The following is a 23,847-nucleotide window of genomic DNA, read 5'->3' on the forward strand; positions in this document are numbered from 1 at the left end:
CGGTCTGTGGCTTGGCTGTAACTAGACCATAACGACATTTCCTTTGCTTTCCAATGCTTCTAACCATCTCTTAAACCATTCTTCACAGACCTTACATTTCCAGTGTTTTCTATCGTTTTTGTAAATCTTATGAAGCTTTCGCGAATCCTTCGTGTCTATTCGAATGAAACAAAACGACTCGTCAGGAATCCGCCTTCATTGCACGTGGATTTCCCTTCGAGTCGTTGACTATTTTTCTTATTTTGCGCTAGATTCCATGAAAATCGAGTCATAGACAGCAAGAAGTCGACCTTTTTCTTGCTCCCAGTTGTATTGTCTCCTTGCTACGCTTGCTCGTTCCTGCATCGCCCGTCGCAAGTTCTCATCCTTCACTAGACGATTGACCGCCTCGGCGATACTCTGCGGTGATTCGACATCGACGATTAATCCAACTCCTTCTGTTTCGACGACACGACGGATTTCTGGTAAGTCGGCCGCGATGACAGGAATCAACGCCGCCATGTATTCGAATAGTTTATTCGAAGAAGCGGAATAATGATTGAAGCAAACGTTCTGGAGGACTTGAAAGCCGACCGTCGCCGCTGCCGTGTAACTGGGTAGTTCAGCAAGTGGAACCTTATCAATGAAGCGGATACGAGACTTTTCCGATGATTGCGTAGCCAGTTGCATCAGTTTCCCCTTTAACTTTCCATCTCCAACGAAAATAAGTGTTCCTCGATCGATGAACGGCATCGCTTCAATGAGTCGCTCCAGTCCACGTCCTTCCTGGATCCCGCCCTGATACAACAAAATCGGCTCGTCTGGTACGAGTGCTAACTCTTCGCGTAACGGTCGCGGTTGCGGAACAATCGGTTCGTAAAACGGATAATTGTGCAAGACGGATGGTCGGGTTCCATATAATTTTTGATGATAATCTGCACGCGTGTCATTTTCAACGATCGTCTGGTCGACGAATCGAAGCAGCCAGCGTTCTAATTTCCCTTGCATGCTTCCGTATCCTGTCCGATCGGTTTGGACTTCATGCGAGTCATAGACGATTTGGGCACCACGCGCCGCCCCAATCGCTTGTGGTAACGTATTGACATCGTTCGCATGCATGACGTCATAATCATGCTTCCGGGCAGTACGTGTCATACGAAGAATGCCGAAACTGTTATATAGGGCGTAACGGATGAATCGACTTCGCATGAGTAAAAAGAGCACGAGCATCACGGGAATAAGCCATGGCGCAAGAAGCGCACCCATCAATCCGATCACAAGAGTCCGTTTTTTCCGTTTGCGAAAGAACGGGAGCCACCTCGCAAAAGGTGGCGTCCGGTCGATTCGAATGACGCGAAACCCAGACATCGGGTATTCGACTTCTGGAAGTGTTCCGTCATTTAAGCAGTATAGGTCTACGCGGTGTCCTGCTTCGACAAGTGCCGTACATTCACGTAAGACACGGGCATCATTCGTAAACGGATTCCAAACAAACATTCCAATGCGCTTCATTCTGCGACCGCCTTTCGTGACTGCGTTTGTTCGATGGCTTCAAACAAGCGCTGTTCATTTTGTTCCCAATCGAAATGGCGTTGGACGTAATCCACACCCGCCCGTCCCATCGCTGCACGTTTCTCTGGATTTCGTGATAACTCGAGAATATGATCAACGATCTCCTCTTTTTTCCGCTGGACAGACACATAACCGGCTCCTGCTTCTTCAATGACATGCGCCGCATGACCGGATACCGCACCGACGATGGCACAGCCCATCGCCATGTAGTCGATGATTTTGCCTGGTGTCACTGTATCGAACGCTGTACTCTCGACGAGTGTCGCAAAGGCGATGTCACTCTTCGCGAGTTGTTTCAACGCATCCCAGCGTGGCATCGCGTCAAGAAATTCGATGTTCGTTAATCCACGTTCCTTGACGAGTCGTTCGAACGTTTGCTTGTGATAGCCGTAACCGACGACTTGAAAATAGATATCCTCCTCTTGTTGAAGTTCCTGTGCGACGTCAAGCAACAAGAACACATCTTGTGCGAGACCGATATTTCCTGTATACACGACGCGCACTTGTTCCGATACTTTTCGACGTTTGATCAACCACTCATTTTCCTCGATCGAGTTTGGAATATAATGAATTTTTTCCGGTGCAATGCCTCGTCCTTCAATATACGATCGGAACCCCTCACTGTTGATGACCAATTGATCGGCCTGACGATACATCCATTTTTCAAGCCAGTAGAGCGGAGTCAATAAGAGACGCGATTTTGTGATGCCGACGCCAATCAACGATTCCGGCCATAAGTCACGTACATCGAGAATCAAAGGAGCCTTTTTGACATGTTTCGCGACGACCCCGACGAGTCCCATGAAGATGGATGGCGTCGTCGCATAGATGTAGGCATAGGATTTCGGGTCATGTCGCACCTCTTTAATCGCGAGCACGAATTGTTCGACGAATAAACGAAGACGTCGCCATAAATTATTCGTTGCCCGGACGTCACGTGGCTGAATACGGGTCACATGAGCCGTATCGAGGCTCGGTTCATCCCAGAACATCGAGTCCGTATAGAGTTCTGCCGTTGGATAGAGCGGTTCTGACGTTAGCACATGGACATCATTTCCCGCTTGTTCCATCCGCTTGAAGATATTCTTCATTCGGTTTGCCGCACTACCGATTTCTGGATAGAAATTTTGACAAATCATCAAGACGTTCATCGACGACTCCGGTGTTGTTTGAGTTGACGTCGGAACTTCCAGTAACGGACGACGACTTTTCCGAGTTTTGAGCGCGCGAGTGAGCGGTATTTTGATTTCCATGATGCATTCGCCTCCAACAATTCCAGATTTGTCACCAGTGATCCTTCGAATCGATCAAGCAGTGCGGCATATTGTTCTTCAAGCATCTTGTATTGTTCATGCTGTTCCTGCAGTTGCTGTTCATGACGTAGCGATTCTGCTCGAATATGCTCCAATTCTTCCGTTTGTTCTCCTAACCGTTGCACTTTCCGTTCTAGATTCTGTTGCTTGCGTTTTAAATCAAGGATCGTTGCCAGATGCAATCGTTCCACCTCTTCAAAGGCATCCTCGAGCCATTCGACTTCCGCTGGTAAAATTGCTCGACCCTCTCGAGGTTCCGGATAGACTTGGATCGTGACCCCGAGCCACTTATCAATCCGCTCGATCGTCTCGATTTTACCGAAGGGTGTCAACTGCTCAAGCAATTGATTTAAATAGTATGTCCGTTTATGATCCGCATAATCGTTTACTCCGAATGGGACTGTGATGACGAGTCGTCCTTCTGGTGCGATGAACGAGACGGCACGGGCGATAAAGCGCTCTGGCTCTCCGATATGTTCCAGTACTTCCGTCATCAAGACTGTATCGAATTGAATGTCAGGTGTGTATGTCATGACATTTGCTTCATGTAATTCCACCTTTTCTTTAACGGATGTTGGTTCCTCCAGTAAGGCTTGTTTGGCCTCGATGATTGCTTCCGGTAGTACATCGATTCCGACGACGTGTTTCCCTTCCCGTCCAAGTAAAATCGGAACGACTCCACCCGAACACCCGATATCTAAAATGTGCTCCCCTTTTGCTTGTCGAACGATCCAGTGAACACGTGCGCGAACTTTTTTACCGAATCCACCACCTAACTGATCGTAGTAGGCAGCTCGGATTTGATCCTTGGGGCGTGCTGTTTTCATCGATGCCGTCATTTCTGCACCTCCTCGAGTAATAAGTGTTGAAGTCGATCCGTCTCCTGTCGATCCGCAAGTTCTATGAACTGACGGATCAATGGGTTCGTCAACGTGATGGGTTCATAGAATCCGATGATTGTTCGCAACAATGCGACACTCGGTGCAAAATCCTTATCACTGCAGTAGCGTAATTTGACAAGATACCAATGCTCAAAGAAATGCTCGAATCGAGTTTCCTTGTATTCCTCTAGCACTCCATAACGAGCGAATTTCTCAGCACGTGCCCGCTCTCGGACGACACTTCGTTCGAAGAACTTCACCGTCAATGCATTCACGGTTGACCCCGCAACGGCTGCGTAGTAATAGTGGATAACTCGATTGACGAGTAAGACACGGTTCGCGCGAAGCATCAATTCTTGGAAGAACAAGGAGTCCTGACCAACCGCACCGATGACCTGTTCCAATTGATGTTCAAGCAAGAAGGTGCGACGGACGACGAGTGCTTGAATGCTTTGTACCGCAAACCGATGTTTCAATAGAAAAGCTTTCGGATCCTCACAAACCGTTCGTCCTTGTTTACGAATCGTCGGTAAGGCGATGATACTTGTCTTCTCGGCAAGCTTTTTCATATGCCCTGCCACAAAATCAAGTGATGGATCTTTTTCTAGTTCTTGAAGCAAAAAGGCATATCGATCACTGAGCACCTCGTTATCCGGATCAAGGAACGTCACGTAGTCAGCTCGTGCCATCTCGACTCCTTTGTTACGCGGACGTGAAGCACTACCGCTTCCACCTGTCTCAAAGAAATAGGTTCTGACATTTTCATGACGTCGTGCGAGACGCTCTACGGCTTGACGTGTCGCTCTGTCCGTCGATCCATCATCTACGAGTAAAATCTCTGACTCCATGAATCGATCCATCCGCGTGAGACTGGCGAAACATTTATACGTGAGGTGTTTTCCATTGTTATAGATTGGAACAACGACCGACAGTTGCGGAGTCTGATTCGTCGGAACTACCGTCTGCTCGTTCCACTCCAATTGATCAAGCAACAGTGTTTTTCCGTTCAGTTCATCTGCCTGGAACATGTCATATCCGATAGCTGACCGCCAAACAATCGCACCGTTTCGGCTACCGCTCATCTCTTGTACATGATACGGATACTCACTTCCTTTGCGAACGATGCTGGCATCACTGTATTTAAAACCATTCACAAGATCCTCTAGATAATACTCACCATAGGATTCCTGTCCATCCATCCAAGCAACGAGATCTGCTTGATTGTAAAGTTGCTCCGTTAATGCATCCACAGAAACGATTGCGTCGGGTGTGAGGCTTTGGCGATCGATTACGTTACGGATGTCTTCTCCGTCCTGAGCGACGACGACTAGTAAACGATGTTTTTGTGTCTCAGGTATGCGCCCGATGAACGCTAGAATCTGATCCATCCGCTCGAAGACCGTATGCCCCGTCATGACGGCACGAAGTCCTTCTGCTCGTAACCGTTCGATTTCTTCTTGCGACGTGCGCTCCACGATTGCCGTCGCCTCTTGTGCGTCATGCACGGTAAAAATATTCGGAAATTCATTATTGACGGCGATACTGTAATTCGACAGAATCAAATTCCCGAGTGCTTGTGATTCATAAACGCGACGGGCACACATCGTTTTGCTGTATTTGATGCTGTTCAAGTTCAAAACCCAGTCATAACATTTACTGACTTGTTGTAAGGCATCATAAGGAATCGCTGGTGCGACCCGTGATTGATAGCGCTCCGGAAACTGATAAGCTGGTAAGTCGAGATGATAATTTCGGTCCACGATATCGAGTTCGTGCGAGGATTGCATCACCCCATCAAATAACATTTCCGTATCTTTCACACGTTCCGGATATTTCGCCATCCAGCTACCGGCAAATAAGACGCCCTTCTTTCGGCTACGTGTCGCCCCGATTGGATTATGAATCAGTGGATTGACACCAAACGGCATCGCCATGATCCGATCGTGTCCACATAAGACACGGTATTCAGGAATCATCGCCTCATCTGAAGTCAGAACGTAATCCGCAGCTTGCGCCACGTCTTGAAAACGTTCATGATTGCTCGGATCTTCTGTCGATTGAAAAACGACTGGAATGCCTTTATCTCTCACTTCTTGCATCATCGCAAGTAATCGGTTTCGCTTCTTGGAATTCGGTGTGGCGACACCTTTCCAATCATCATTTTGGAGTCCTTTCCAAGACGAAATAACTAAAAATAGATCAATTGGGCGTTTGAAGACATCCTCAAACGTATCAGAATTAACGTAATGAAGATGAGCCGCATCTTCATAGTAGGCATACATGAATTCCGAACAGACGATGGCTATTTCGATTGATCGTTTTTCATAATAACGCGTCGTCGTCCGGATCGGTATATGTGAGACATCCAATTGATCTAGTAGTGACGCTTGGCTATTTTGTCGGTAACGTGTCGTCGTGTTATTAGAAGTTCGAACCGTCGGCAGTCGCAAGACGTCTAACTGACGGAGTTTTTCGAGTGCATCTTTACTTGCGGTCGTCGCGCTCGTCAGCCGTTTTTTCTCTTCGCGGACCCAGTTCAGTTGTTGCATGATTTGTCGTTTCCATTTTTGATCACTCACACGTAAACACCCTTCCTCTTTTCAACTCTTTCTTAGTCTACGGAAGCAGTTCAAAGGCTACTTGAAGGACTTGCAAGGTTTTTGTAAAGACTTCATGAAGCTTTTTTGGATTTTCCTTACATTCCAGTTCAGTCAACCTGTATTTCCTAGGAAATCGACCGCTTTCACTTTCTTGTCCGTGGAAGTCATTCACATGTTTTCAAAAACGAATCCTATGCACCCTGATTGTTTTGGATTTAAAAAACGGGGAAACATTACTACGTATTGATAAAAGGAGATGACTGGACATGTTAAACGAAAAAAATCATGATTTACCAGATGAAAAGGCAGACGTTGGTCTTCACCCGGATCCTGATCCAGCTGAGACATCCGATCCCGGAATCAAGCCTGCGGAAACACAACATCCGGATCCTGATCCTGAAGAGCTCGAGCGCGATCGAAAAGATTCATGAATCTTACGCCATTGAAAAAGAGGTTGCGGAAATGATTCCGCAACCTCTTTTGGCATATTTACTTCACTTTTACTAATAGTTTCCCCGTGTTCGACCCATCGAACAAGCCAAGGAAAGCATCTGGTACACGATCGAATCCTTCAAAGATCGTTTCTTCGTATTGTAACTTTCCTTCACTAACCCATTGACCGAGTTGCTCAGCCGCCTCCTTGAATCGTTTGCCATAATCGCCCACTAAGAAACCTTGCATGCGCGCACGCGCGATGATTAATTTCGATTGAACACGTGGACCGATGTCCTGTTGTGCGTTATATCCAGAAATGGCACCGCAGACTGGTACCCGCGCGAATGGATTGAGTCGATCAAGAACTGCATCACCGATTTCCCCACCGACGTTTTCAAAATAGACATCGATGCCGTCTGGACATGTCCGGTCTAACGCTTCCCGGATGTCTTCCGTTTTATAATTGATGACTTCATCAAAACCAAGATCTGCTTTCAAGTGTTGTAGCTTTTCGTCACTTCCTGCGATTCCGACGACACGTGCGCCTTTGATTTTAGCGATTTGACCAACGATCGATCCAACAGCCCCTGCTGCTGCCGATACGACGACCGTTTCCCCTGGTTGTGGATTCCCGATATCAAGCAATCCGAAATACGCTGTCATCCCTGTCATTCCGAGAACACCAAGTGCTGTTGAAATCGGTGCGATTTGCTCATCGATTTTACGAACGGTTTTCGCATCGACGACTACTTTTGTTGCCCAATCGAGCATCCCGACAACGACATCACCTGACTTGATCCCTTCACTTTTAGACTCGATGACACGTGCTACGACACCTCCGTGAATCGGTTCATCAATCTCAAATGGTTGCGAATAAGAACGCGCATCGTTCATACGACCCCGCATATATGGATCGACCGAGATATAGAGTGACTCCAGTGCGACTTGTCCTTCCTTCAGCTCTGTTAACTCAAATGATTCATAGCGGAATGTTTCCCCTGTTGGTTTTCCGTTTGGTCGTGCTGCTAATACGATACGTTGTTCTGACATGATTCATGACCTCCTCATTCAATGTACTTCTTCACTGTAACAATTCCGTTTCTGAAAGACGAATCCTTTGCTTGTTTGGAATTTTCTAACTTTTTCTTGACGTCCTTCTGTTCTTACCGTAAGATAAAACACAATTCATAACTTTTATACTGTTATGCACAAAAGCATTACATAAGGAGAGGATTTGTATGGATTCATCTATTTTGCGTCAGCCACGTCAATTCGCTGTTCATGTTTTAAACGGACTCAGTATCGGAATTCTTGTTGCCCTCATTCCGGGAGCACTACTCGGTGAACTCGCTAAGGCGTTGTTGCCATACGTATCCGGAGCCCAGCATGTTTTAGATGCCACTACACTCGCGATGCGCCTTTTGCCGATGGTGATTGGTGTTGCCGTAGCCATGCAATTTAAAGTGACACCGATTGCGACCACGTCGATTGGACTCGCGACGGTCGTTGGCTCAGGCGTTGCAACTCGTGCAGATGCGACCTTCGTTTTCGTCGGCACGGGCGACGTCATCAATGCCGGACTGACGGCAGCTGTTGCGACGGCAATCGTCTTATTGATCGGTGAACGTTTCAAGACGTATACGGTGCTTGTCATGCCAACGATTTTGATTGTCGGTGCCGGTGGGATTGGTGTTTTGACGTATCCGTTCGTGACACGGATCACGACAGCGATCGGACATGTCATCTCAGACTTTACGGCACTTCAACCCGTCTTAATGGGTATTCTGATTGCGATTACTTTTTCCGTACTGATCGTCTCTCCGCTTTCAACGGTCGGTATTGCGACCGCCATCAGTCTATCGGGTGTTGCCGCCGGAGCTGCAAATCTAGGCGTCTGTGCCGCTGGATTCGGTCTTGCGATTGCCGGGTGGCAAGCCAATTCGCGCGGAACGTCGATTGCTCATTTTCTTGGTTCTCCTAAAATCCAGATGGCGAACTTCATCCGTAATCCCTTGATGATTCTTCCTGTCATGGGTAGTGCTGCTATCCTTGGCGCACTAGCAGGAATGCTCGGCGTCCAAGGTACACCGTTTAGTGCCGGCTTCGGAATGTCTGGATTAATCGGTCCGATCAATGCGTTACATCTGATGTCAGGAGGCTGGACATTGTTCAACATGACATTTGTTCTGGGATTATTCATCTTCTTGCCGGTCATCCTTTGTCTAGTGTTCCACCTGCTCTTCCGGAGATTCCGTCCATGGATGAGTGCAGAACCATACCGACTGGATTTCGAGTAAGTTCATCGTTATCGTTCTCTCATCACAAAAAAAGCCAAGCCGACCGTCTAAAAAATCGACGGATCGAGCTTGGCTTTTTGGTGCATTTATTTGATCACTGTCAGTAAGTCAAGCGGTGACTCGATGACATGGTCTGCCGAATCCCACTCGGATTGTGTCCCAAAACCGTACTGGCATAAAACGACCGGCATCTTTTCCTTACGAGCCGCTTCCACATCGGAAGACCGATCTCCGATCATCCAGTAGGACTCTTCCCCAAACTCCTCACGGTGCGCTCGTAAAATATCCGCCTTTTCTTTCCCGTTGACGGATTCTAAGCATTTCGGACTCGTGAAAAACGAACGAATGTCTTGACTATCCAGCACAAGGTTAAGATAGTGGTTGCCACAATTACTCGCTGTTGAAATGGTATGTCCTGCAGACACTAGCGCTTCTAATAAGGATCGAATTCCATCAAACAAGACATTCTGTTCTGCCATCGTCGCTTCTAGATGACCATGTCTTTTTTTACGAATCAACCGAATATCCTCTTCTGAGGCTTCCGGAATCGCCTTACGCCAAAAGGCACTTCCTGCTAAACCATAACTTGCTTGTACACTAGCTTTAGAAGGTTTTGGAAGATGCGGCATGTCCTCCATCGCCCGATGGATTGCTTCTGTCATCTGTTCCGTTGAATCGATCAATGTACCGTCAATATCGAATAAGATAATTGCCATGTTCCCACTCCTTTTAGATTTCTTTTTTTGCTTTTCTCTTTTTTTGAATCAAGTAGCCAACCGTAATCAACACACCTAAACCAATCCAAACTATTGGATGATTGAGATGGTGCAATTTTCGCCATTCATGCCCGACGGCTTTCCCGCCCCAAATGAAGATCGCCGACCAAAGGAAAAAGGAAATCGTCGTCACGACGGTAAACGTCCAGCGTGAAACACCAGTCAGACCGGCACCAATCGCAAATCCGATGCGCCACATCGGGGACAGAAGGAGAATATAGCGTCCCTTCGTCTCCATTTGTGTCTGAAACTGAAGCATTTTTGTTTCCGAAATCCGAAACCATTTGAATAAACGGTTCAATAACCGTTCACTCCCGAACTGACCAATCGTAAAGAAGAGGTTCTGACTAATGACGAAGCTCACTACAGCGAGGAACAACATGAATAGCAGATTCGCCTGTGCCGTGTGGACGAGATATCCGGCATACGCTAGCGGCACTTCGCTCGGTATGAATGGAAACATGAGCGTCATCATGATGCCAATATAACCGTATGACTCCATCCAGTGATGTCCCATCTTCGTCCCTCCTCCCCCTTTACCAACTATTTCTAGTGTATCGAACTTTCAAGAAGGCGTACAGGAAACGGCTCTTTTTACATCAGAAAGAGCGACTTCTCATAGTGAAGTCGCTCGGATCATCTATTTGATTAATACGCATCCTCACTTTGTACTGGTTGCGTACGGCGCTTTTGTTGTTCATCTTGCCAGTCACTGAAACGTGTCAATTCTTCAAAGACTGTTTTCGTGACGAAAAGGATGACCGCGATATCGTCTGCGAAACCAAATCCGAGTACGAAATCAGGTACGAGGTCAATCGGTGACACGAGGTAAATCAACGCTCCGATTACTTTTAAGATCGTCGTACGACGAATGTTGCGATATTCACCTGACTGGTACGCGCGAATCATATCGACGAATAACGTCAACGGTGAGAAGACGACGGACAAACGAGAGTTACTGTTTACCTTTGCAGTTGCTCGTTGTAACAACGAATTCGTCTTTTTCGGACGATCGATATAATCTTTTGCATCTTCGGCATATTGATTTTGTTGTTTTTCTAATTGTTGATTCGAGAATTTCATTCCTATTTTCCCCCATTCTAAAGTAACTTCAACGCTTTTCTATTTCCCTGTTCCTACGGATGATAATCCTGTCAGGTTTCAGGATATGATGGAACGGTAAAAAAGGGAGAGAAGCGTTACAGAAAGGATGATTTTTATGAATCATGTTAATCAAACCGTCATCATTACAGGAGCTGCGAATGGAATTGGTGCAGAACTCGCCCGCACCTATGCTGCGCATGGCGCAAATGTCGTTCTTGCTGATATCGATCAGATGACAGGAGACGAATTGGTCCAACAAATTGAAGAAGATGGTGGTACGGCTTACTTCTATCACCTCGATATCCAACATGAAAAAGACGTTCAACTGTTGATTGAAAAAGCGATTGAACATACTGGTCGCATCGACATTGTCATCAACAACGCTGGAATTATGATTCGAAAACCATTACTCGAATTATCGCTTGAGGAATGGGACCGAGTTCATCATACGAATCTGCGTAGCATCTTCTTGACAACTAAGGCGGCTACACCCTATTTGAAACAAAGTAAAAGTGGTGGTCGAATCATCAACCTTGCTTCGACCCGCGCCTTTATGTCGGAACCGCATACGGAATCCTATGCGTCGACGAAAGGTGGCATTTTTGCTCTGACCCATGCACTTGCTGTCTCACTTGGAGAAGACGGAATTCTCGTCAACGCGATTGCTCCTGGTTGGATTGAAACCGGTGACTATCAAGAATTATCACCTGAAGATCATAGTCAACATCCAGCTGGTCGCGTCGGAAAACCAAGTGATGTCGCTCGTGCGGCTCTCTATCTGACACACCCAGATAACGATTTCTTGACGGGCGAAACATTGGTCCTAGACGGTGGAATGACACGAAAGATGATTTATGAAGAATGATTCGTGCTGAGTGCCTTTCGGGGCACTTTTTCATTTCACAAAAACTATACTTATACCTTTTTCAAACATTAATAAACGTTCTATTTATATGATGTTACAAAAATATATCCTATGACATCATTCGGAAATCAATCAATCGTTCCTCAATTTTTCCTTCTATATCAACGATTCAAGCATGTCCTTTTACTTCTCTATCGTTATTTTCATAAATTCTTCATACTTTCTGTTAGTTTCTCTTGTATTTTTTTAAAAGAATTGTAAAGTGGATTTTTCGATTTTCTTGTTAGAGTGGGATAGGTAACACTTCACAAGGGAAAGGAATGACGCTTAGTTTATGAAACGACCTTTCGGAAAGTCACTCGGGCTATCGCTCATGACACTCACTTTACTCGCAAGTCCGCTCATGACGACAACTCCCGTCGACGCGGCAAGCTCATATAAAGAAAAGCAACAACAAAACCAGCAACAACAATCGAAGCAACGCGAGGCGTTGTCTCAAAAAAATAATCAATTATCTAAAGCACAGCAACAAGTCTACGCCCTGGATCAACAGATTAACGGGCTGACATTACAAGTCGTCGAAAATCAAAAGAAGATCGACGAAAACACGAAACAGATTGCTCGATTAGAAGATAAAATCGAAAAGTTACAAAAGAAAATCAAGAAGCAAGAAAAAATGCTCGGTGATCGCCTGGCAGTTCGTCAGTCTAAAGCCGATAATGCCCCGCTGCTTGAAGCCGTCTTCGGCGCAAAAGATGTCGGTGATATGATTAGCCGCTTCAATGCCTTCAATACGATTGCGGAAAGCGATGCTTCTTTGTTAAAAGATTACGAATCAAACAAAAAAGAACTGGCAGCTGCGAAAGAAGAATTGAAGCAGACACGCCAAGACTTGATTGAAGATCGTAATGTTTTAAAAAAGAAACAACGTGAACTGAAAGAAGAGAAACAAAAACGAACAGCCCTTTTGAAACGCTTGACGTCACAAAAGAAAAAAATAGAATCCAATATCCTCAGCCTGAAAGAGGCATCGGCCCAACTGAAGGCACAGGAAGCAGCTGAAAAAGCGGCAGCTCGTGCTGCAAAAGCAGCTGCCGCAAAAGCCGCGAAACAATCGGCAGCGCCAGCATCTGTTAGCAAGGCCAGTACGAAAGTCATCTCAAAAGCAAAAGGTAAATTCATCAAACCTGCTCAAGGCTCTGTTTCGCAAGGAATGGGTGCAGCAAGCGGAAGTAATGGTTATGCGTACCACAACGGAACAGACTTCGCTGGTCCACTCAACTCGCCAATCGTTGCGTCTGCAAGCGGAACAGTCATCTTAGCAAGTTCAGGTGGTCCTTACGGAAATCACGTCTATATCTCTCATAATATCGACGGGAAAACATATACGACCGTGTATGCTCATATGAATGCCTTAAACGTTAAACAGGGACAACAAGTCAAACAAGGACAGCAAATCGGTGTTCTCGGAAGCACCGGTAACTCAACTGGTCCACACTTGCATTTTGAAATCCACGATGGTGGATACCAGTATGATGCGAATGGACGGACGAATGAGCTCGATCCAGAAAGCTTCTTCTAATAAGTCTAATAAGTCGATTCAAAAAAAAGTGCACGCCTTCTCTTCCTGAGAAAGCGTGCACTTTTTGCTGTGTTCATTAAATTTTGAATTGATGTGTCTGACTGTCAAGCGACGTCGTCGTCGATTCGAGTTCTTGCATCAATTGATGAATCTGTTCGAACGATGCCTGTTGATCACGCATCGAAGCAGCAATTTCTTCGTTTCCGGCTGCAAGTTCTTCCATGACGCCACTGACTGTACTGACTTGACCAACGACATGACGGGCTTGTTGTTTCGAATGAACGAGTTGTTTCGTCACGTAATCGAGCGTTTCCGTCACACTTGCTACCTTTTGACGCGTCTCACCGAATGCTTCTTGAACGTGTGTGAAGTTCTCGACCTGATTCGTCTGCTCCCGCTCCGCTTGCACGAGTGCTTCTTGTAAGACAGCACCATCCTGACGAATCGAACGAACGAGTGAGAAGATTGAGCGCGTCGCCTCATTTGTCTCATCCGCTAACTTTTTAACTTCACTTGCTACGACGGCAAATCCACGACCGGCTTCCCCAGCCCGCGCCGCCTCGATGGCCGCATTAAGTGATAATAAATTCGTCTGTGCAGAAACTCCAGCGACGAGTTGCGCCATCTGTTCGATTTGTTGCGTCTGCTCTAAGAAACCTTCCAGTTTCTGACCAAGTTCGCGATTTTGTTCTGTTGATGCACATAGTGATGCGGCCTGTTGTTCCATGATGGAACTACTTTGAACCATCACGTGATCGGCCGCCTGTCCTTCTGCATAAGCCGTTTGTGCACGTTGTTCACTCTCTTCAAAGAGCTGTTGCATATCGGACATCGTACTGACTGTCGTCTGGATATCGTCCGACACCGTTTGTGTCCCGCTCGCCATCTCATTGATCGCATGGGTCATGTTACCAGAAACTTCAACGATGTTCGCGTTCTCCGTCGTCGCTTCCGTACTCATCTGACGAATCGTATTCGACGAACGACTGATCGTTCCGATGACCTCATGCAATGTTCCTTGCATCTGCGCAACCGCTGTCTCGAGTCGACCAATCTCATCTTTTCGACCGGATACGACTAATTCCTGCGATAAGTCTCCGTCCGAAATCTGTTCTGCTGTCCGGACGACACGGCTGATCGGTCGCGTGATGCTACGTGCGAAGTACCAGTTGTATAACGCAAGACCAATCAGGAGAATGAATGTCGCAATCATGACGGTCCGCGTCAGGTTCAATGTCTCGTCTTTTGCTTCACGTTGTAAGACATCATAAAACTCTCCATTTTTCGTATGTAACGTATAGAGATCACTGAGCACACCTTCGATTCGTGCGGCATGGGAGCGAATCTCAATCGGATTCATCGCGTCCGTCAGTTCCGTCCGTTTCGCAGCAAGCGTCTTATATTTCATATCCGCCCGGTTCAACTCTTCTTGAAATGCTGGAATCAAATACGTCTTTTGTAACTGGTTCAAGGCTTGTTCGTTCTTTTTGCTAAGTGCCTGTACTTGCTCCGCCTGACTTTCAGACGGTTGGCTTGCCAGTCGGTTCCATGCTGCCTGTTCATATAAGAGCTTTGTTTCAAGCTCTGAGATCTCAACGAGCTGTTTCCCGTAATCTTCGTTATAGGACTGAATTTGACGGAGTTGGAACAAAGTCCATCCCATCAAGATGACGACACTCAAAATCGTCACTAACGTGGAGAGTAAAAATCGTTTCCGTAACGTCATTGGATCGTCACCTTACCTTCGAGCACGTCTTGTTGTAGCTGCTCTAATTTTTTTCGTTCCCCGTCCGTAAAGTTCGTGTTTCGGATTGGAGCCAACTGGATTGCCCCTTCTTTGACACCCAGGACGACTTGTCCGGACTGTAGACCTTTCGCAGCCACATCTTGTCCGATTTTCGTGATCGCAAGATCAACTTGTTTTAGCATTGACGTCATGACAGCGTCAGGTGCGATCGGGGTCTGATCGCTATCGACACCGATCGCTTTTTTCCCCTTCGTTTGCGCTGCCTCAAGGACACCGCTTCCCGTCAACCCCGCTGCTGCGTATAACACGTCTGCCTTTTTCTGCATCATTTCGTTTGCGAGCGTCCGTCCCTTTTCAGGCGCTGCAAAGTCCTCTGCGTATTCGACGAGTACTTTTGTTTTTGGATTGACGGCTTTTGCGCCAGCTATGTATCCTTTTTCGAATTTTTCGATCAGAGGTGACTTCATCCCACCGACGAAACCAATCGTATTCGTCTTCGTTTGGATACCTGCAGCCGCACCCGCTAAATAGCTTCCTTCGTCCTCTTTGAACGTAACCGAGAGTACGTTCGGTAACGTCGATACAGCATCAATCAAGGCGAATTGTTGTTTCGGATATTTTTTAGCAACGGTCTCAAGATCCGTCTGTCCCATGAATCCGAGTCCGACGATGACGGTCGGCTTCTTCTTCGCTAACGCTTCGAATGCTACTTTATAGGTCTTCGTTTCGTTCAACTCTCGGTAATCGATTGACCAACCTTCCTTCTCGCGTAACAACGCCATACCGCTCATCGCCGCATCGCTGAATGATTGATCGCCAAGACCCACATCCGACAAGACGACTGCCATTTCCTTTCGTTCCTTGACTGCCCGTTCTGGATCATCGATGACACTGCCGCACCCTGCGAGGCTAAGTGTCGATGCCAGTATGATTCCACTCCACCGTTTCATTCATTCCACATCCTTCCGACATTCTACATCTGATTATCGGAAGCGATGTCTGACTTCTTAATACAAAATTTAAATTCAGAATAATTCCATAACAAAAAAATGCCCCTCAAAAAAAGAGGGACATTTGAGATATTCTTAGTAGTCGCTATCAGAAGTACCACCTGTAACGATTGCGATTCCTGCTGATGCGCCAATGCGCGATGCACCTGCATCGATCATTGCTTTTGCACCTTCGAAGTCACGAACGCCACCAGATGCTTTAACACCGATGTCAGGACCAACTGTCTCACGCATGAGACGGATGTCTTCGACAGTTGCACCACCTGTTGAGAAACCAGTCGATGTCTTCACGAAGTTAGCACCTGCTTTAACTGAAAGTTCAGCAGCTGTTTTGATTTCTTCTTTTGTAAGAAGGCAGTTTTCGAAGATGACTTTAACGAGTGTACCGTTTGCCGCTTCGACAACCGCACGAATGTCACGTTCTACTAACTCAAGATCGCCATCTTTTAATGCGCCGATGTTGAGAACCATATCGATTTCAGTTGCACCGTTTTGGATCGCATCCTTTGTTTCGAATGCTTTTACTTCTGGTGTGTTTGCTCCAAGTGGGAAGCCGATGACTGTACATACTTTGACGTCATCATCTGATTTTAAGAGTTCTGCTGCTAACGCGACGTATGTTGGGTTAACACAGACGCTTGCGAATTTGTATTCTAATGCTTCTTTACAGAGTGTTTCGATCTGAGCACGTGATGTTTCTGGCTTCAGTGCCGTATGGTCGATCATTCCTGCTAAATTCATGTTTGTTGTCCTCCTTAAGGGTATCCCTTAGACTCTGTTTTTATTCTATCACGCAAGAGGTCAGACTTCTATCTTTTTACGCGACTTTTCGGAGCTGTTTTTTCCGAATCCAGACACCATTGAGCGTAAAGACGATTGCTGCTGTCCAAATACATGTAAACGCCACCATGTGCGTTTTAGTAAATGGTTCGTGATACAGCAACACACCGAGTCCAAGCGACAAAGTTGGTGCGACGAATTGCAGGAATCCGACCCACGTGAACGGAATCCGTTGTGCCCCGAATCCGAATAACAAAAGTGGAACAGCGGTGACAATCCCGGTCAAGATGAGTCCGGTCGTCGTACCGACAGATTCGGTCATCGAAGACGTCCCTTGTACTTGCCAATAGCCTAGGAAAATCAAAGCCAGCGGAAGCGGCGCCATCGTCTCGAGCGTCAGACTGACCGTTGATTCGAGTGGTCGCCGCTTTTTGACGACGCCGTAAAAGCCGAAGCTTAAGGCAAGTGCGATCGAAATCCATGGAAACTCGCCGTAGCCAATCGTCAAAATCAAGACACCGATTGTCGCAAGGACAATCGAGATCCACTCGATCCGTGAAAGCTTTTCCCGAAAGAATACGACACCAAAGACGATGCTGACAAGCGGATTGATGTAATAACCAAGCGACGCTTCGACAATGAATTGATGATTGACGGCCCAGATATAGATGAACCAGTTCAGACTGATGATCAGTCCGTTTAAGAAAAAGAGTCGCCGCGTGAACGGATCGCGTAACGCCGTTTTCCACTTCCCAAGTGCTTTTTGAAATGATAATAAGATGAGCAGAAATAAGAATGACCAGATGATCCGGTGTGCCAGTATCTCTTCACTCGGTACGTTAGCGAGCATCTTCCAGTAGAGCGGTAAGAGTCCCCAAATGATATACGCGACAAGTGTCGCAAAGAATCCTGGTAGATTCACGTAATCCCTTCTTTCATTATGATACCTTCTTCATTCGCATTTTTCCTGCCGATAAACCGCTGATCGTAAAGAGAGCAACAGCAATCCAAATGAACAGGAAAGCGATGAAGTGAATCGTCGTAAAGACGTCATTAAATAGATAAATTCCAAGGAGTAGCGTCAGGGTCGGGGCAATGTATTGGAGAATCCCGACGTAGACAAACGGGATTTTCGGCATTCCGTATCCGAATAACATCAATTGGACTGCTGTTGCGATTCCGAGCATGATGATCGCAATCAATGCACTCGTCGGCATCGCAAACGGTTGACTATCTGTCACACCAAGCGTCAAGAGAGCGAACGGAAGCGTGACGAGTGTCTCTAAAAATAATCCGGATAATGGTTCGGCTGCTGCCTTTTTCTTTAGTACACCGTAAAATGCGAACGAGACGGCAAGTGAAAAGGCGATAATCGGAAATTGACCATAACCGAGCGTTAAAATCATCACACCGATGATTGCTGATAAAATCGCAATCACTTGCGGACGCGTCAATCGTTCCTTAAAAAAGATCAAACCGAACAAGACGCTGACGAGCGGATTGATGTAATACCCGAGTGACGACTCAACGATATACCCTTCCCCGATGGCGTAAAGATAGAGCGACCAGTTCCCACCTAATACGAGCCCTGCCGCAAGCACGGTATAGCGCTGGCGTTTGTTTTGCCATAATTGACGAACGAATTGGAATTTCTTCGTCAGGCGTAGTAACAACGTCACAAAGATGAACGCACTCAATATCCGAATTGAAACGACCGTCCATGCTGGAATACCAGCAGCAAATACTTTGTAGATCGGCAACAGTCCACCAATCACGTAGGCGACGAATGTCGCACTCATACCCCGTTTATCCACGGTCATCCCCCTTATGTATGAAGAAAGCCGCCAGTGGCGACTTTCATTGAACCTTATTGCCCGTCAAGCGTCGTAAACAACTCGCGTAATTCCTCTTCTGTCAAATCTCGCCAAGAACCAATCGGTAAATCGCCAAGCTCGATGTTCATGATCCGGACGCGTTGGAGACGCTTAACTCGGTAGCCGAACTCTTTACACATACGGCGAATCTGACGATTTAACCCTTGCGTCAAAATGATCCGGAATGTCCGTGTCTCAAGTGGTTCAACGATGCATTCCTTCGTTGTCGTACCGAGAATGTCAACACCACTCGCCATCCCTTGAATGAACGTATCCGTAATTGGTGCATCGACGGTTACGATATATTCTTTGTCGTGATTGTTTTCTGCTCGTAAGATCCGGTTAACGACATCACCGTCATTCGTCAACAGAATCAAGCCGTCTGAATCTTTATCGAGGCGACCGATTGGGAAAATCCGCTTCGGATGATTGACGAAATCGATGATGTTTCCTTCGATATCAAGCTCTGTCGTACACGTGATGCCGACTGGTTTATTTAAGACGATGTAGACAGGTTTTGGTTTTGTCTGAAGCGGCTGACCGTCGATTTCGACGACGTCCGTTTCTTCAGCTTGCGAGCCGAGTTCTGCTGTCAGACCGTTGATCGTCACACGACCTGCATCGATCAGTTTATCGGCAGCACGTCTTGAGCAAAAACCCGTTTCGCTAATGAATTTGTTGATTCGCATGAATGATATCCTCTTTCCTTAATTGAACTGTATTCAGTGTAGCGCATTCCTGAAATGAAAACAAAAAAAGTGGCAAAGAAAACCAGAGGTTTCCTTTGCCCTTTCGATTAGACCGCAGCGTCTTTTAATGTCTGCATGATGCGGACGAATTGACCATCATTCATCGGATAGCCGGCTTTCGTGATTTTGACACGAACGAGTTGTCCGATCATTGACTCATCGCCTTCGATTGCGACACGCAGATAGTTATCCGTGTAACCGACGAGACGACCGCCTGCTTCTTCCGAAAATTCTTCCGGAATGATCTCAAGCAGTTCTCCCTCGTATTTCGAAGCATATTCCTTCGCGAGTTGATCTGATAATGCGATCAAGCGCGCGACGCGTTCTTCTTTGATTGATTCCTCGACTTGATCGTCCATCATCGCAGCTGGTGTTCCCGTCCGTTTCGAGTACGGGAAAACATGCAATTCACTGAACTTATGATCATTGATGAAGTTGAACGTTTCCATGAACTCTTCTTCCGTCTCACCTGGGAAACCAACGATGACATCCGACGTGATTGCACAGTCAGGCAGGACTTCCTTCAGACGTGTGATTCGTTCTCCGAATTCCGCCATCGTATACTTGCGGCGCATTCGGCGAAGGACCGTATCGGATGCAGACTGGATCGGAACGTGCAAGTGACGAACGACGATCGGCGAATCCTTCAGGACATCAAGTACCTCGTCCGTGATTTGACTCGCTTCAATCGACGAAATGCGCAAGCGTTCAAGTCCATTGACGGATTCGAGTGCTTTAAGTAATTTTGCTAAGTTGTAGTCTTTCAAGTCTTCTCCGTATCCACCTGTATGGATTCCCGTCAAGACGATTTCTTTGTAACCCGCATCAACGAGCTGTTGTGCTTGCTTCAAGACATCTTCCGGTTGACGAGACCGCATGAGACCACGCGCCCATGGGATGATACAGAACGTACAGAAGTTGTTACAACCTTCTTGAATTTTCAGCGAAGCCCGTGTCCGGTCCGTAAAGGCCGGTACATCCAGTTCTTCATAGACTTTTGCTTTCATGATGTTTCCGACCGCATTGATTGGCATACGTTCTTCACGGAATTGTTCGATGTATCCAATCATTTTATGCCGATCTTGTGTTCCGACGACGACATCGACGCCAGGAATCGCCATGATCTCAGCAGGAGACGTTTGAGCATAACAACCCGTTACGCAGATGACACTATCCGGATTTTGGCGAATCGCCCGTCGGATGACTTGGCGACTTTTCTTATCTCCGGTATTCGTGACCGTACATGTATTGACGACATACACGTCCGCATGATCCGCAAAATCAACGCGTGCGTAGCCAGCGTCCTTGAACAGTTGCCAGACAGCTTCTGTTTCGTAATGGTTGACTTTACAGCCAAGCGTTTGAAAGGCAACAGTTGCCATTTCGTTCACCCTTTCAATTCAAAATGATACGAGACGGCGGAAAGGACATAAAATGGTGCCGTTTCCGTCCGTAAGATGCGACGCCCTAGAGCGGCTTTTTTAAAACCGGCATCCGTCAAACGTGCGATTTCTGCTTCAGCGAACCCACCTTCAGGTCCGATGACGACAAGAAGGGAATCACCTTCTTGCAATCCAGCAAGCGTCGTAGCGAGGACGGAGGCCTCCCCTTGTTTTGCTGATTCTTCATAGGCAACCAGACAAGCCGTATAGTTCGATGCATCCTGTAAGACTTCATCATACGCCACGAAGTCGACTGTCGGCAAGTGGGCACGGTACGATTGTTCGGCTGCTTCCTTGAAGATTTTTTCGAGTCGCTCAATCTTTTTCGGAACCTTCTTCTGATCCCATTTCGAGACGGAACGATCGGCTTCGAAAATTCGTAGATGATGGATCCCGAGTTCCGTTGCTTTTTGGGCAACGAGTTCGATCTTATCGCCTTTTGGCAATCCATGGGCGATCGTCACACGAATCGGTAATTCCGTCTCGATCGGTAGCGTCTCTTCGATCCGGGCAGAAGCCGCTTGTTTATCGAGTGCTTCCAGACGGCACCGGTAAAGACCTGTCCCGTCGAGTACGAGAATCTCTCCGCCGACTTCCATCCGCATGACGTTTTTCATATGGTGTGCGTCGTCTTTCGAGAGATGAAACACCTCTCCCTGACGCATCGAGGGCTCGACGAAATACCGTTGCATATGTTTACGCCTCCCGTTTCGCGATGATCGCGACCCAGTCCTCAAGCTTCGTTGTCTCGACGATCGTAAATCCTGCTTCTTGCATCGCTTGGACGACCATATCCTTCTTCTGACTAATGATACCGGAAGCGATGAAATGACCGCCTGGTAACGTCAACGTATAGGCATCCTTGACGAAGAGGAGGATGACTTCCGCTAAGATGTTTGCGACGATCAACTCGACCGGCTCACTCAATTCCTTCATCAAGTCGCCTTGGCGGACTGTGATCTGCTCACTGACTTCGTTCAAAGCGACGTTTTCCGTCGCTGATTTGACAGCGACTTCGTCTAAATCGAGTGCAAAGACATCTTTTGCCCCAAGCTTCGCAGCTGCGATCGCGAGGACACCGGATCCCGTTCCGACATCGACGACACGGTCTTGCTCTTGCAAGTAATTCTCAATCGCTTGAATACAGAGGACCGTCGTCGGGTGTGTTCCCGTTCCGAATGCCATACCTGGATCGAGCTCGATGATTTTTTCATCCGGTTGTGGCGTGTAGTCTTCCCACATTGGGACGACCGTCAGATGGCGGCTGATTTTGACTGGCTTATAGAATTGTTTCCATGAATGAGCCCAATCTTCTTCATCTACTTGAGTCAGCGTGACAGCACCCGTGCCAATCGACAGACCGAAGTTCGTCAACTGTTGGATGTCATGTTCGATGCCTTTGATCGTGTCCGTCAAATCGCTGCTTTCTGCAAGATACGCCTTCACGAGTACACCTTGTGTCGGATACTCGTCTCGTTTCGTCTCATCCCAAATTTCACCGAAGTTATCTTCGCGGTGGGACATCATCTCGAAATCTTCGACATCCTCGATGACGACTCCGCTTGCTCCCGCTTCATGTAAGATGTTTGAAACTGCTTCGATGGCTTCTTGTGTCGTATGGACACAGATCTCTGACCATTTCATTTCTTGTCACGCTCCTCTGTAGTGATCACCCTGTAAAGAATGTCTTGATCCGGCTGAAGACACCTTCGTGTTGCTCTTCGACACCTTTTTCATCGCTGATTTCATTGAATTCCCGTAAGAGTTCTTTTTGACGTTCCGTCAGATTCTTCGGTGTAATGACGACGACATTGACGTACTGGTCGCCATGGTGACCGGACCGAACGTTCGGCATCCCTTTTCCGCGGAGACGGAATCGCGATCCTGTCTGTGTGCCGGCTGGAATCTTCAGACTGACCTTACCGTGAACGGTTGGTACTTCAATCTCATCACCGAGTGTTGCTTGTGCGAATGTCAGTGGCATATCCATGACGATATGATCATCGACACGTTCGAATAGTTCGTGTGCTGCAACACGAACGACGACATACAAGTCACCCGCTGGTCCACCGTTGACACCGGCTTCCCCTTTACCTGCTAAACGAATTTGTTGCCCATTGTCGATCCCTGCTGGAATTTTGACACGGACATCTTTGTTTTTACGGACGCGACCGGCTCCACGACATGTTTCACATGGCTCCTTGACGATTTGTCCACGGCCATGACATGTCGAACATGTCGTTTGGTTGACGACACGACCGAACATCGTGTTTTGTTCGACGTTGATGTGACCCGAACCACCACATCGTTTACATGTTTCCGGATGTGTTCCTGGTTTAGCACCCGAACCGTGACATGTCCCGCAATCTTCTTCGACTGGAATCGTGATCGTCTTCTCGACACCTGTGACCGATTCCATGAAGTCGATTTCCTCGACGTATTGTAAATCCTGTCCTTTACGAGGTGCATTTGGATCTTGACGACGTCCGCCACCGAAGAACATGTCGAAGATGTCTCCGAATCCTTCAGCTCCACTGAATCCACCGCCACCTTGCGATGGATCTTGGTGACCGAATTGATCGTAACGTGCTCGTTTATTGTCATCGGATAACACTTCATACGCTTCCGATAATTCCTTGAATTTCGCATCCGCATCCGCTTCCTTGTTGACGTCCGGGTGGTACGTCCGGGCAAGCTTACGGTACGCGCGTTTGATTTCCGCTGATGAGGCATCGCGCGCGACGCCTAGTACTTCATAATAATCGCGTTTTTCCACGTGCAGTCTTCCTCTCTCTATTCCGATTCATTTCATACTGTTTGATTTTACCGAACTTCGTGCGA

Annotated in this window: 22 protein-coding genes; 4 read left to right on the forward strand and 18 right to left on the reverse strand. The window is 47.1% G+C overall.

Annotated features, from left to right (window positions below; translation table 11 throughout):
- Window positions 1–237 precede the first annotated feature (237 nt).
- The 4 genes from EXG77_RS12020 to EXG77_RS12035 are packed head-to-tail and all read right to left on the reverse strand — an operon-like array spanning window position 238 to window position 6,324.
- A complete protein-coding gene (locus tag EXG77_RS12020; protein ID WP_035398386.1) occupies window positions 238–1,491 on the reverse strand; it encodes a glycosyltransferase family 4 protein in 1,254 nt (417 codons plus the stop codon).
- Window positions 1,488–2,804 (reverse strand): glycosyltransferase family 4 protein, encoded by a 1,317-nt coding sequence (locus tag EXG77_RS12025; protein ID WP_238987952.1) that lies wholly within the window; start codon window positions 2,802–2,804, stop codon window positions 1,488–1,490. Before EXG77_RS12025 ends, EXG77_RS12020 begins: the two co-directional genes overlap by 4 nt.
- Complete coding sequence (locus EXG77_RS12030; RefSeq protein ID WP_035398389.1) at window positions 2,699–3,703, reverse strand: bifunctional 2-polyprenyl-6-hydroxyphenol methylase/3-demethylubiquinol 3-O-methyltransferase UbiG; 1,005 nt, start codon at window positions 3,701–3,703, stop codon at window positions 2,699–2,701. Before EXG77_RS12030 ends, EXG77_RS12025 begins: the two co-directional genes overlap by 106 nt.
- Window positions 3,700–6,324, reverse strand: a complete 2,625-nt coding sequence (locus EXG77_RS12035; RefSeq protein WP_023467460.1) for a glycosyltransferase — start codon at window positions 6,322–6,324, stop codon at window positions 3,700–3,702. The genes EXG77_RS12030 and EXG77_RS12035 overlap by 4 nt, the downstream gene beginning before the upstream one ends.
- A gap of 287 nt (window positions 6,325–6,611) precedes the next feature.
- Between EXG77_RS12035 and EXG77_RS16465 the strand changes: the two genes are divergently transcribed.
- Window positions 6,612–6,776, forward strand: coding sequence for a hypothetical protein (locus tag EXG77_RS16465; RefSeq protein ID WP_023467459.1), 165 nt, complete (start codon window positions 6,612–6,614; stop codon window positions 6,774–6,776).
- Between the two features lie 58 nt (window positions 6,777–6,834).
- Here EXG77_RS16465 and EXG77_RS12040 read toward each other — a convergent pair whose 3' ends face one another.
- Window positions 6,835–7,830: an NADP-dependent oxidoreductase gene (locus tag EXG77_RS12040; protein WP_035398393.1), complete on the reverse strand. Its 996-nt coding sequence runs from the start codon at window positions 7,828–7,830 to the stop codon at window positions 6,835–6,837.
- A gap of 188 nt (window positions 7,831–8,018) precedes the next feature.
- Between EXG77_RS12040 and EXG77_RS12045 the strand changes: the two genes are divergently transcribed.
- Window positions 8,019–9,077, forward strand: coding sequence for a PTS transporter subunit IIC (locus EXG77_RS12045; RefSeq protein WP_035398395.1), 1,059 nt, complete (start codon window positions 8,019–8,021; stop codon window positions 9,075–9,077).
- A gap of 86 nt (window positions 9,078–9,163) precedes the next feature.
- Here EXG77_RS12045 and EXG77_RS12050 read toward each other — a convergent pair whose 3' ends face one another.
- The 3 genes from EXG77_RS12050 to EXG77_RS12060 form a co-directional block, all read right to left on the reverse strand.
- Window positions 9,164–9,793: an HAD family hydrolase gene (locus tag EXG77_RS12050; protein ID WP_035398397.1), complete on the reverse strand. Its 630-nt coding sequence runs from the start codon at window positions 9,791–9,793 to the stop codon at window positions 9,164–9,166.
- A gap of 13 nt (window positions 9,794–9,806) precedes the next feature.
- The gene (locus EXG77_RS12055; protein ID WP_035398399.1) at window positions 9,807–10,370 is read right to left on the reverse strand and encodes a DedA family protein; all 564 of its coding nucleotides are present in this window, start codon (window positions 10,368–10,370) and stop codon (window positions 9,807–9,809) included.
- 131 nt (window positions 10,371–10,501) lie between these two features.
- Complete coding sequence (locus EXG77_RS12060; RefSeq protein ID WP_023467454.1) at window positions 10,502–10,936, reverse strand: YkvA family protein; 435 nt, start codon at window positions 10,934–10,936, stop codon at window positions 10,502–10,504.
- Between the two features lie 136 nt (window positions 10,937–11,072).
- On the opposite strand from EXG77_RS12060, the gene EXG77_RS12065 reads away from it, so the two are divergent.
- Together EXG77_RS12065 and EXG77_RS12070 are read left to right on the forward strand one after the other, a co-directional pair.
- Entirely contained in the window at window positions 11,073–11,822 is a 750-nt protein-coding gene (locus tag EXG77_RS12065; protein WP_023467453.1) for an SDR family NAD(P)-dependent oxidoreductase, read from the forward strand.
- Window positions 11,823–12,156: 334 nt separating this feature from the next.
- Window positions 12,157–13,404 carry a murein hydrolase activator EnvC gene (locus EXG77_RS12070; RefSeq protein WP_035398401.1) on the forward strand — a complete coding sequence of 416 codons (1,248 nt, stop codon included), beginning with the start codon at window positions 12,157–12,159 and terminating at the stop codon, window positions 13,402–13,404.
- Between the two features lie 76 nt (window positions 13,405–13,480).
- Here EXG77_RS12070 and EXG77_RS12075 read toward each other — a convergent pair whose 3' ends face one another.
- From EXG77_RS12075 to dnaJ, 10 genes are all read right to left on the reverse strand, one after another.
- Window positions 13,481–15,130 (reverse strand): methyl-accepting chemotaxis protein, encoded by a 1,650-nt coding sequence (locus EXG77_RS12075; protein WP_035398404.1) that lies wholly within the window; start codon window positions 15,128–15,130, stop codon window positions 13,481–13,483.
- Complete coding sequence (locus tag EXG77_RS12080) at window positions 15,127–16,101, reverse strand: BMP family protein (protein WP_023467450.1); 975 nt, start codon at window positions 16,099–16,101, stop codon at window positions 15,127–15,129. Before EXG77_RS12080 ends, EXG77_RS12075 begins: the two co-directional genes overlap by 4 nt.
- Window positions 16,102–16,236: 135 nt before the next feature.
- On the reverse strand, window positions 16,237–16,902 hold the full coding sequence (gene deoC, locus EXG77_RS12085; protein WP_023467449.1) for a deoxyribose-phosphate aldolase: 666 nt from the start codon (window positions 16,900–16,902) through the stop codon (window positions 16,237–16,239).
- A gap of 76 nt (window positions 16,903–16,978) precedes the next feature.
- Window positions 16,979–17,863, reverse strand: a complete 885-nt coding sequence (gene rarD, locus EXG77_RS12090; protein WP_023467448.1) for an EamA family transporter RarD — start codon at window positions 17,861–17,863, stop codon at window positions 16,979–16,981.
- 16 nt (window positions 17,864–17,879) lie between these two features.
- Window positions 17,880–18,755, reverse strand: a complete 876-nt coding sequence (rarD, locus tag EXG77_RS12095) for an EamA family transporter RarD (RefSeq protein WP_035398406.1) — start codon at window positions 18,753–18,755, stop codon at window positions 17,880–17,882.
- A gap of 53 nt (window positions 18,756–18,808) precedes the next feature.
- A complete protein-coding gene (gene rluF, locus EXG77_RS12100; RefSeq protein ID WP_023467446.1) occupies window positions 18,809–19,504 on the reverse strand; it encodes a 23S rRNA pseudouridine(2604) synthase RluF in 696 nt (231 codons plus the stop codon).
- 107 nt (window positions 19,505–19,611) lie between these two features.
- Window positions 19,612–20,946: a tRNA (N(6)-L-threonylcarbamoyladenosine(37)-C(2))-methylthiotransferase MtaB gene (mtaB, locus tag EXG77_RS12105; RefSeq protein WP_023467445.1), complete on the reverse strand. Its 1,335-nt coding sequence runs from the start codon at window positions 20,944–20,946 to the stop codon at window positions 19,612–19,614.
- Window positions 20,947–20,951: 5 nt separating this feature from the next.
- Window positions 20,952–21,698 carry a 16S rRNA (uracil(1498)-N(3))-methyltransferase gene (locus EXG77_RS12110; protein ID WP_035398408.1) on the reverse strand — a complete coding sequence of 249 codons (747 nt, stop codon included), beginning with the start codon at window positions 21,696–21,698 and terminating at the stop codon, window positions 20,952–20,954.
- A gap of 4 nt (window positions 21,699–21,702) precedes the next feature.
- Window positions 21,703–22,650, reverse strand: a complete 948-nt coding sequence (gene prmA / locus EXG77_RS12115) for a 50S ribosomal protein L11 methyltransferase (RefSeq protein WP_029341002.1) — start codon at window positions 22,648–22,650, stop codon at window positions 21,703–21,705.
- Window positions 22,651–22,675: 25 nt separating this feature from the next.
- Window positions 22,676–23,782, reverse strand: a complete 1,107-nt coding sequence (gene dnaJ, locus EXG77_RS12120) for a molecular chaperone DnaJ (RefSeq protein ID WP_023467442.1) — start codon at window positions 23,780–23,782, stop codon at window positions 22,676–22,678.
- Between the last annotated feature and the right edge of the window lie 65 nt (window positions 23,783–23,847).

This window comes from Exiguobacterium sp. OS-77 (assembly GCF_000414195.2).
Taxonomy (GTDB): domain Bacteria; phylum Bacillota; class Bacilli; order Exiguobacteriales; family Exiguobacteriaceae; genus Exiguobacterium_A; species Exiguobacterium_A indicum.

Coding starts and splice junctions, on each gene's coding strand:
- EXG77_RS12075 (WP_035398404.1), bottom strand. CDS start 15,130: ATGACGTTACGGAAACGATTTTTACTCTCCACGTTAGTGACGATTTTG.
- EXG77_RS12055 (WP_035398399.1), bottom strand. CDS start 10,370: ATGGGACATCACTGGATGGAGTCATACGGTTATATTGGCATCATGATG.
- prmA (WP_029341002.1), bottom strand. CDS start 22,650: ATGAAATGGTCAGAGATCTGTGTCCATACGACACAAGAAGCCATCGAA.
- EXG77_RS12030 (WP_035398389.1), bottom strand. CDS start 3,703: ATGACGGCATCGATGAAAACAGCACGCCCCAAGGATCAAATCCGAGCT.
- deoC (WP_023467449.1), bottom strand. CDS start 16,902: ATGAATTTAGCAGGAATGATCGACCATACGGCACTGAAGCCAGAAACA.
- EXG77_RS12110 (WP_035398408.1), bottom strand. CDS start 21,698: ATGCAACGGTATTTCGTCGAGCCCTCGATGCGTCAGGGAGAGGTGTTT.
- EXG77_RS12070 (WP_035398401.1), top strand. CDS start 12,157: ATGAAACGACCTTTCGGAAAGTCACTCGGGCTATCGCTCATGACACTC.
- EXG77_RS12050 (WP_035398397.1), bottom strand. CDS start 9,793: ATGGCAATTATCTTATTCGATATTGACGGTACATTGATCGATTCAACG.
- EXG77_RS12045 (WP_035398395.1), top strand. CDS start 8,019: ATGGATTCATCTATTTTGCGTCAGCCACGTCAATTCGCTGTTCATGTT.
- EXG77_RS12060 (WP_023467454.1), bottom strand. CDS start 10,936: ATGAAATTCTCGAATCAACAATTAGAAAAACAACAAAATCAATATGCC.
- EXG77_RS12020 (WP_035398386.1), bottom strand. CDS start 1,491: ATGAAGCGCATTGGAATGTTTGTTTGGAATCCGTTTACGAATGATGCC.
- EXG77_RS12065 (WP_023467453.1), top strand. CDS start 11,073: ATGAATCATGTTAATCAAACCGTCATCATTACAGGAGCTGCGAATGGA.
- EXG77_RS12080 (WP_023467450.1), bottom strand. CDS start 16,101: ATGAAACGGTGGAGTGGAATCATACTGGCATCGACACTTAGCCTCGCA.
- EXG77_RS12040 (WP_035398393.1), bottom strand. CDS start 7,830: ATGTCAGAACAACGTATCGTATTAGCAGCACGACCAAACGGAAAACCA.
- EXG77_RS12025 (WP_238987952.1), bottom strand. CDS start 2,804: ATGGAAATCAAAATACCGCTCACTCGCGCGCTCAAAACTCGGAAAAGT.
- mtaB (WP_023467445.1), bottom strand. CDS start 20,946: ATGGCAACTGTTGCCTTTCAAACGCTTGGCTGTAAAGTCAACCATTAC.
- EXG77_RS16465 (WP_023467459.1), top strand. CDS start 6,612: ATGTTAAACGAAAAAAATCATGATTTACCAGATGAAAAGGCAGACGTT.
- rluF (WP_023467446.1), bottom strand. CDS start 19,504: ATGCGAATCAACAAATTCATTAGCGAAACGGGTTTTTGCTCAAGACGT.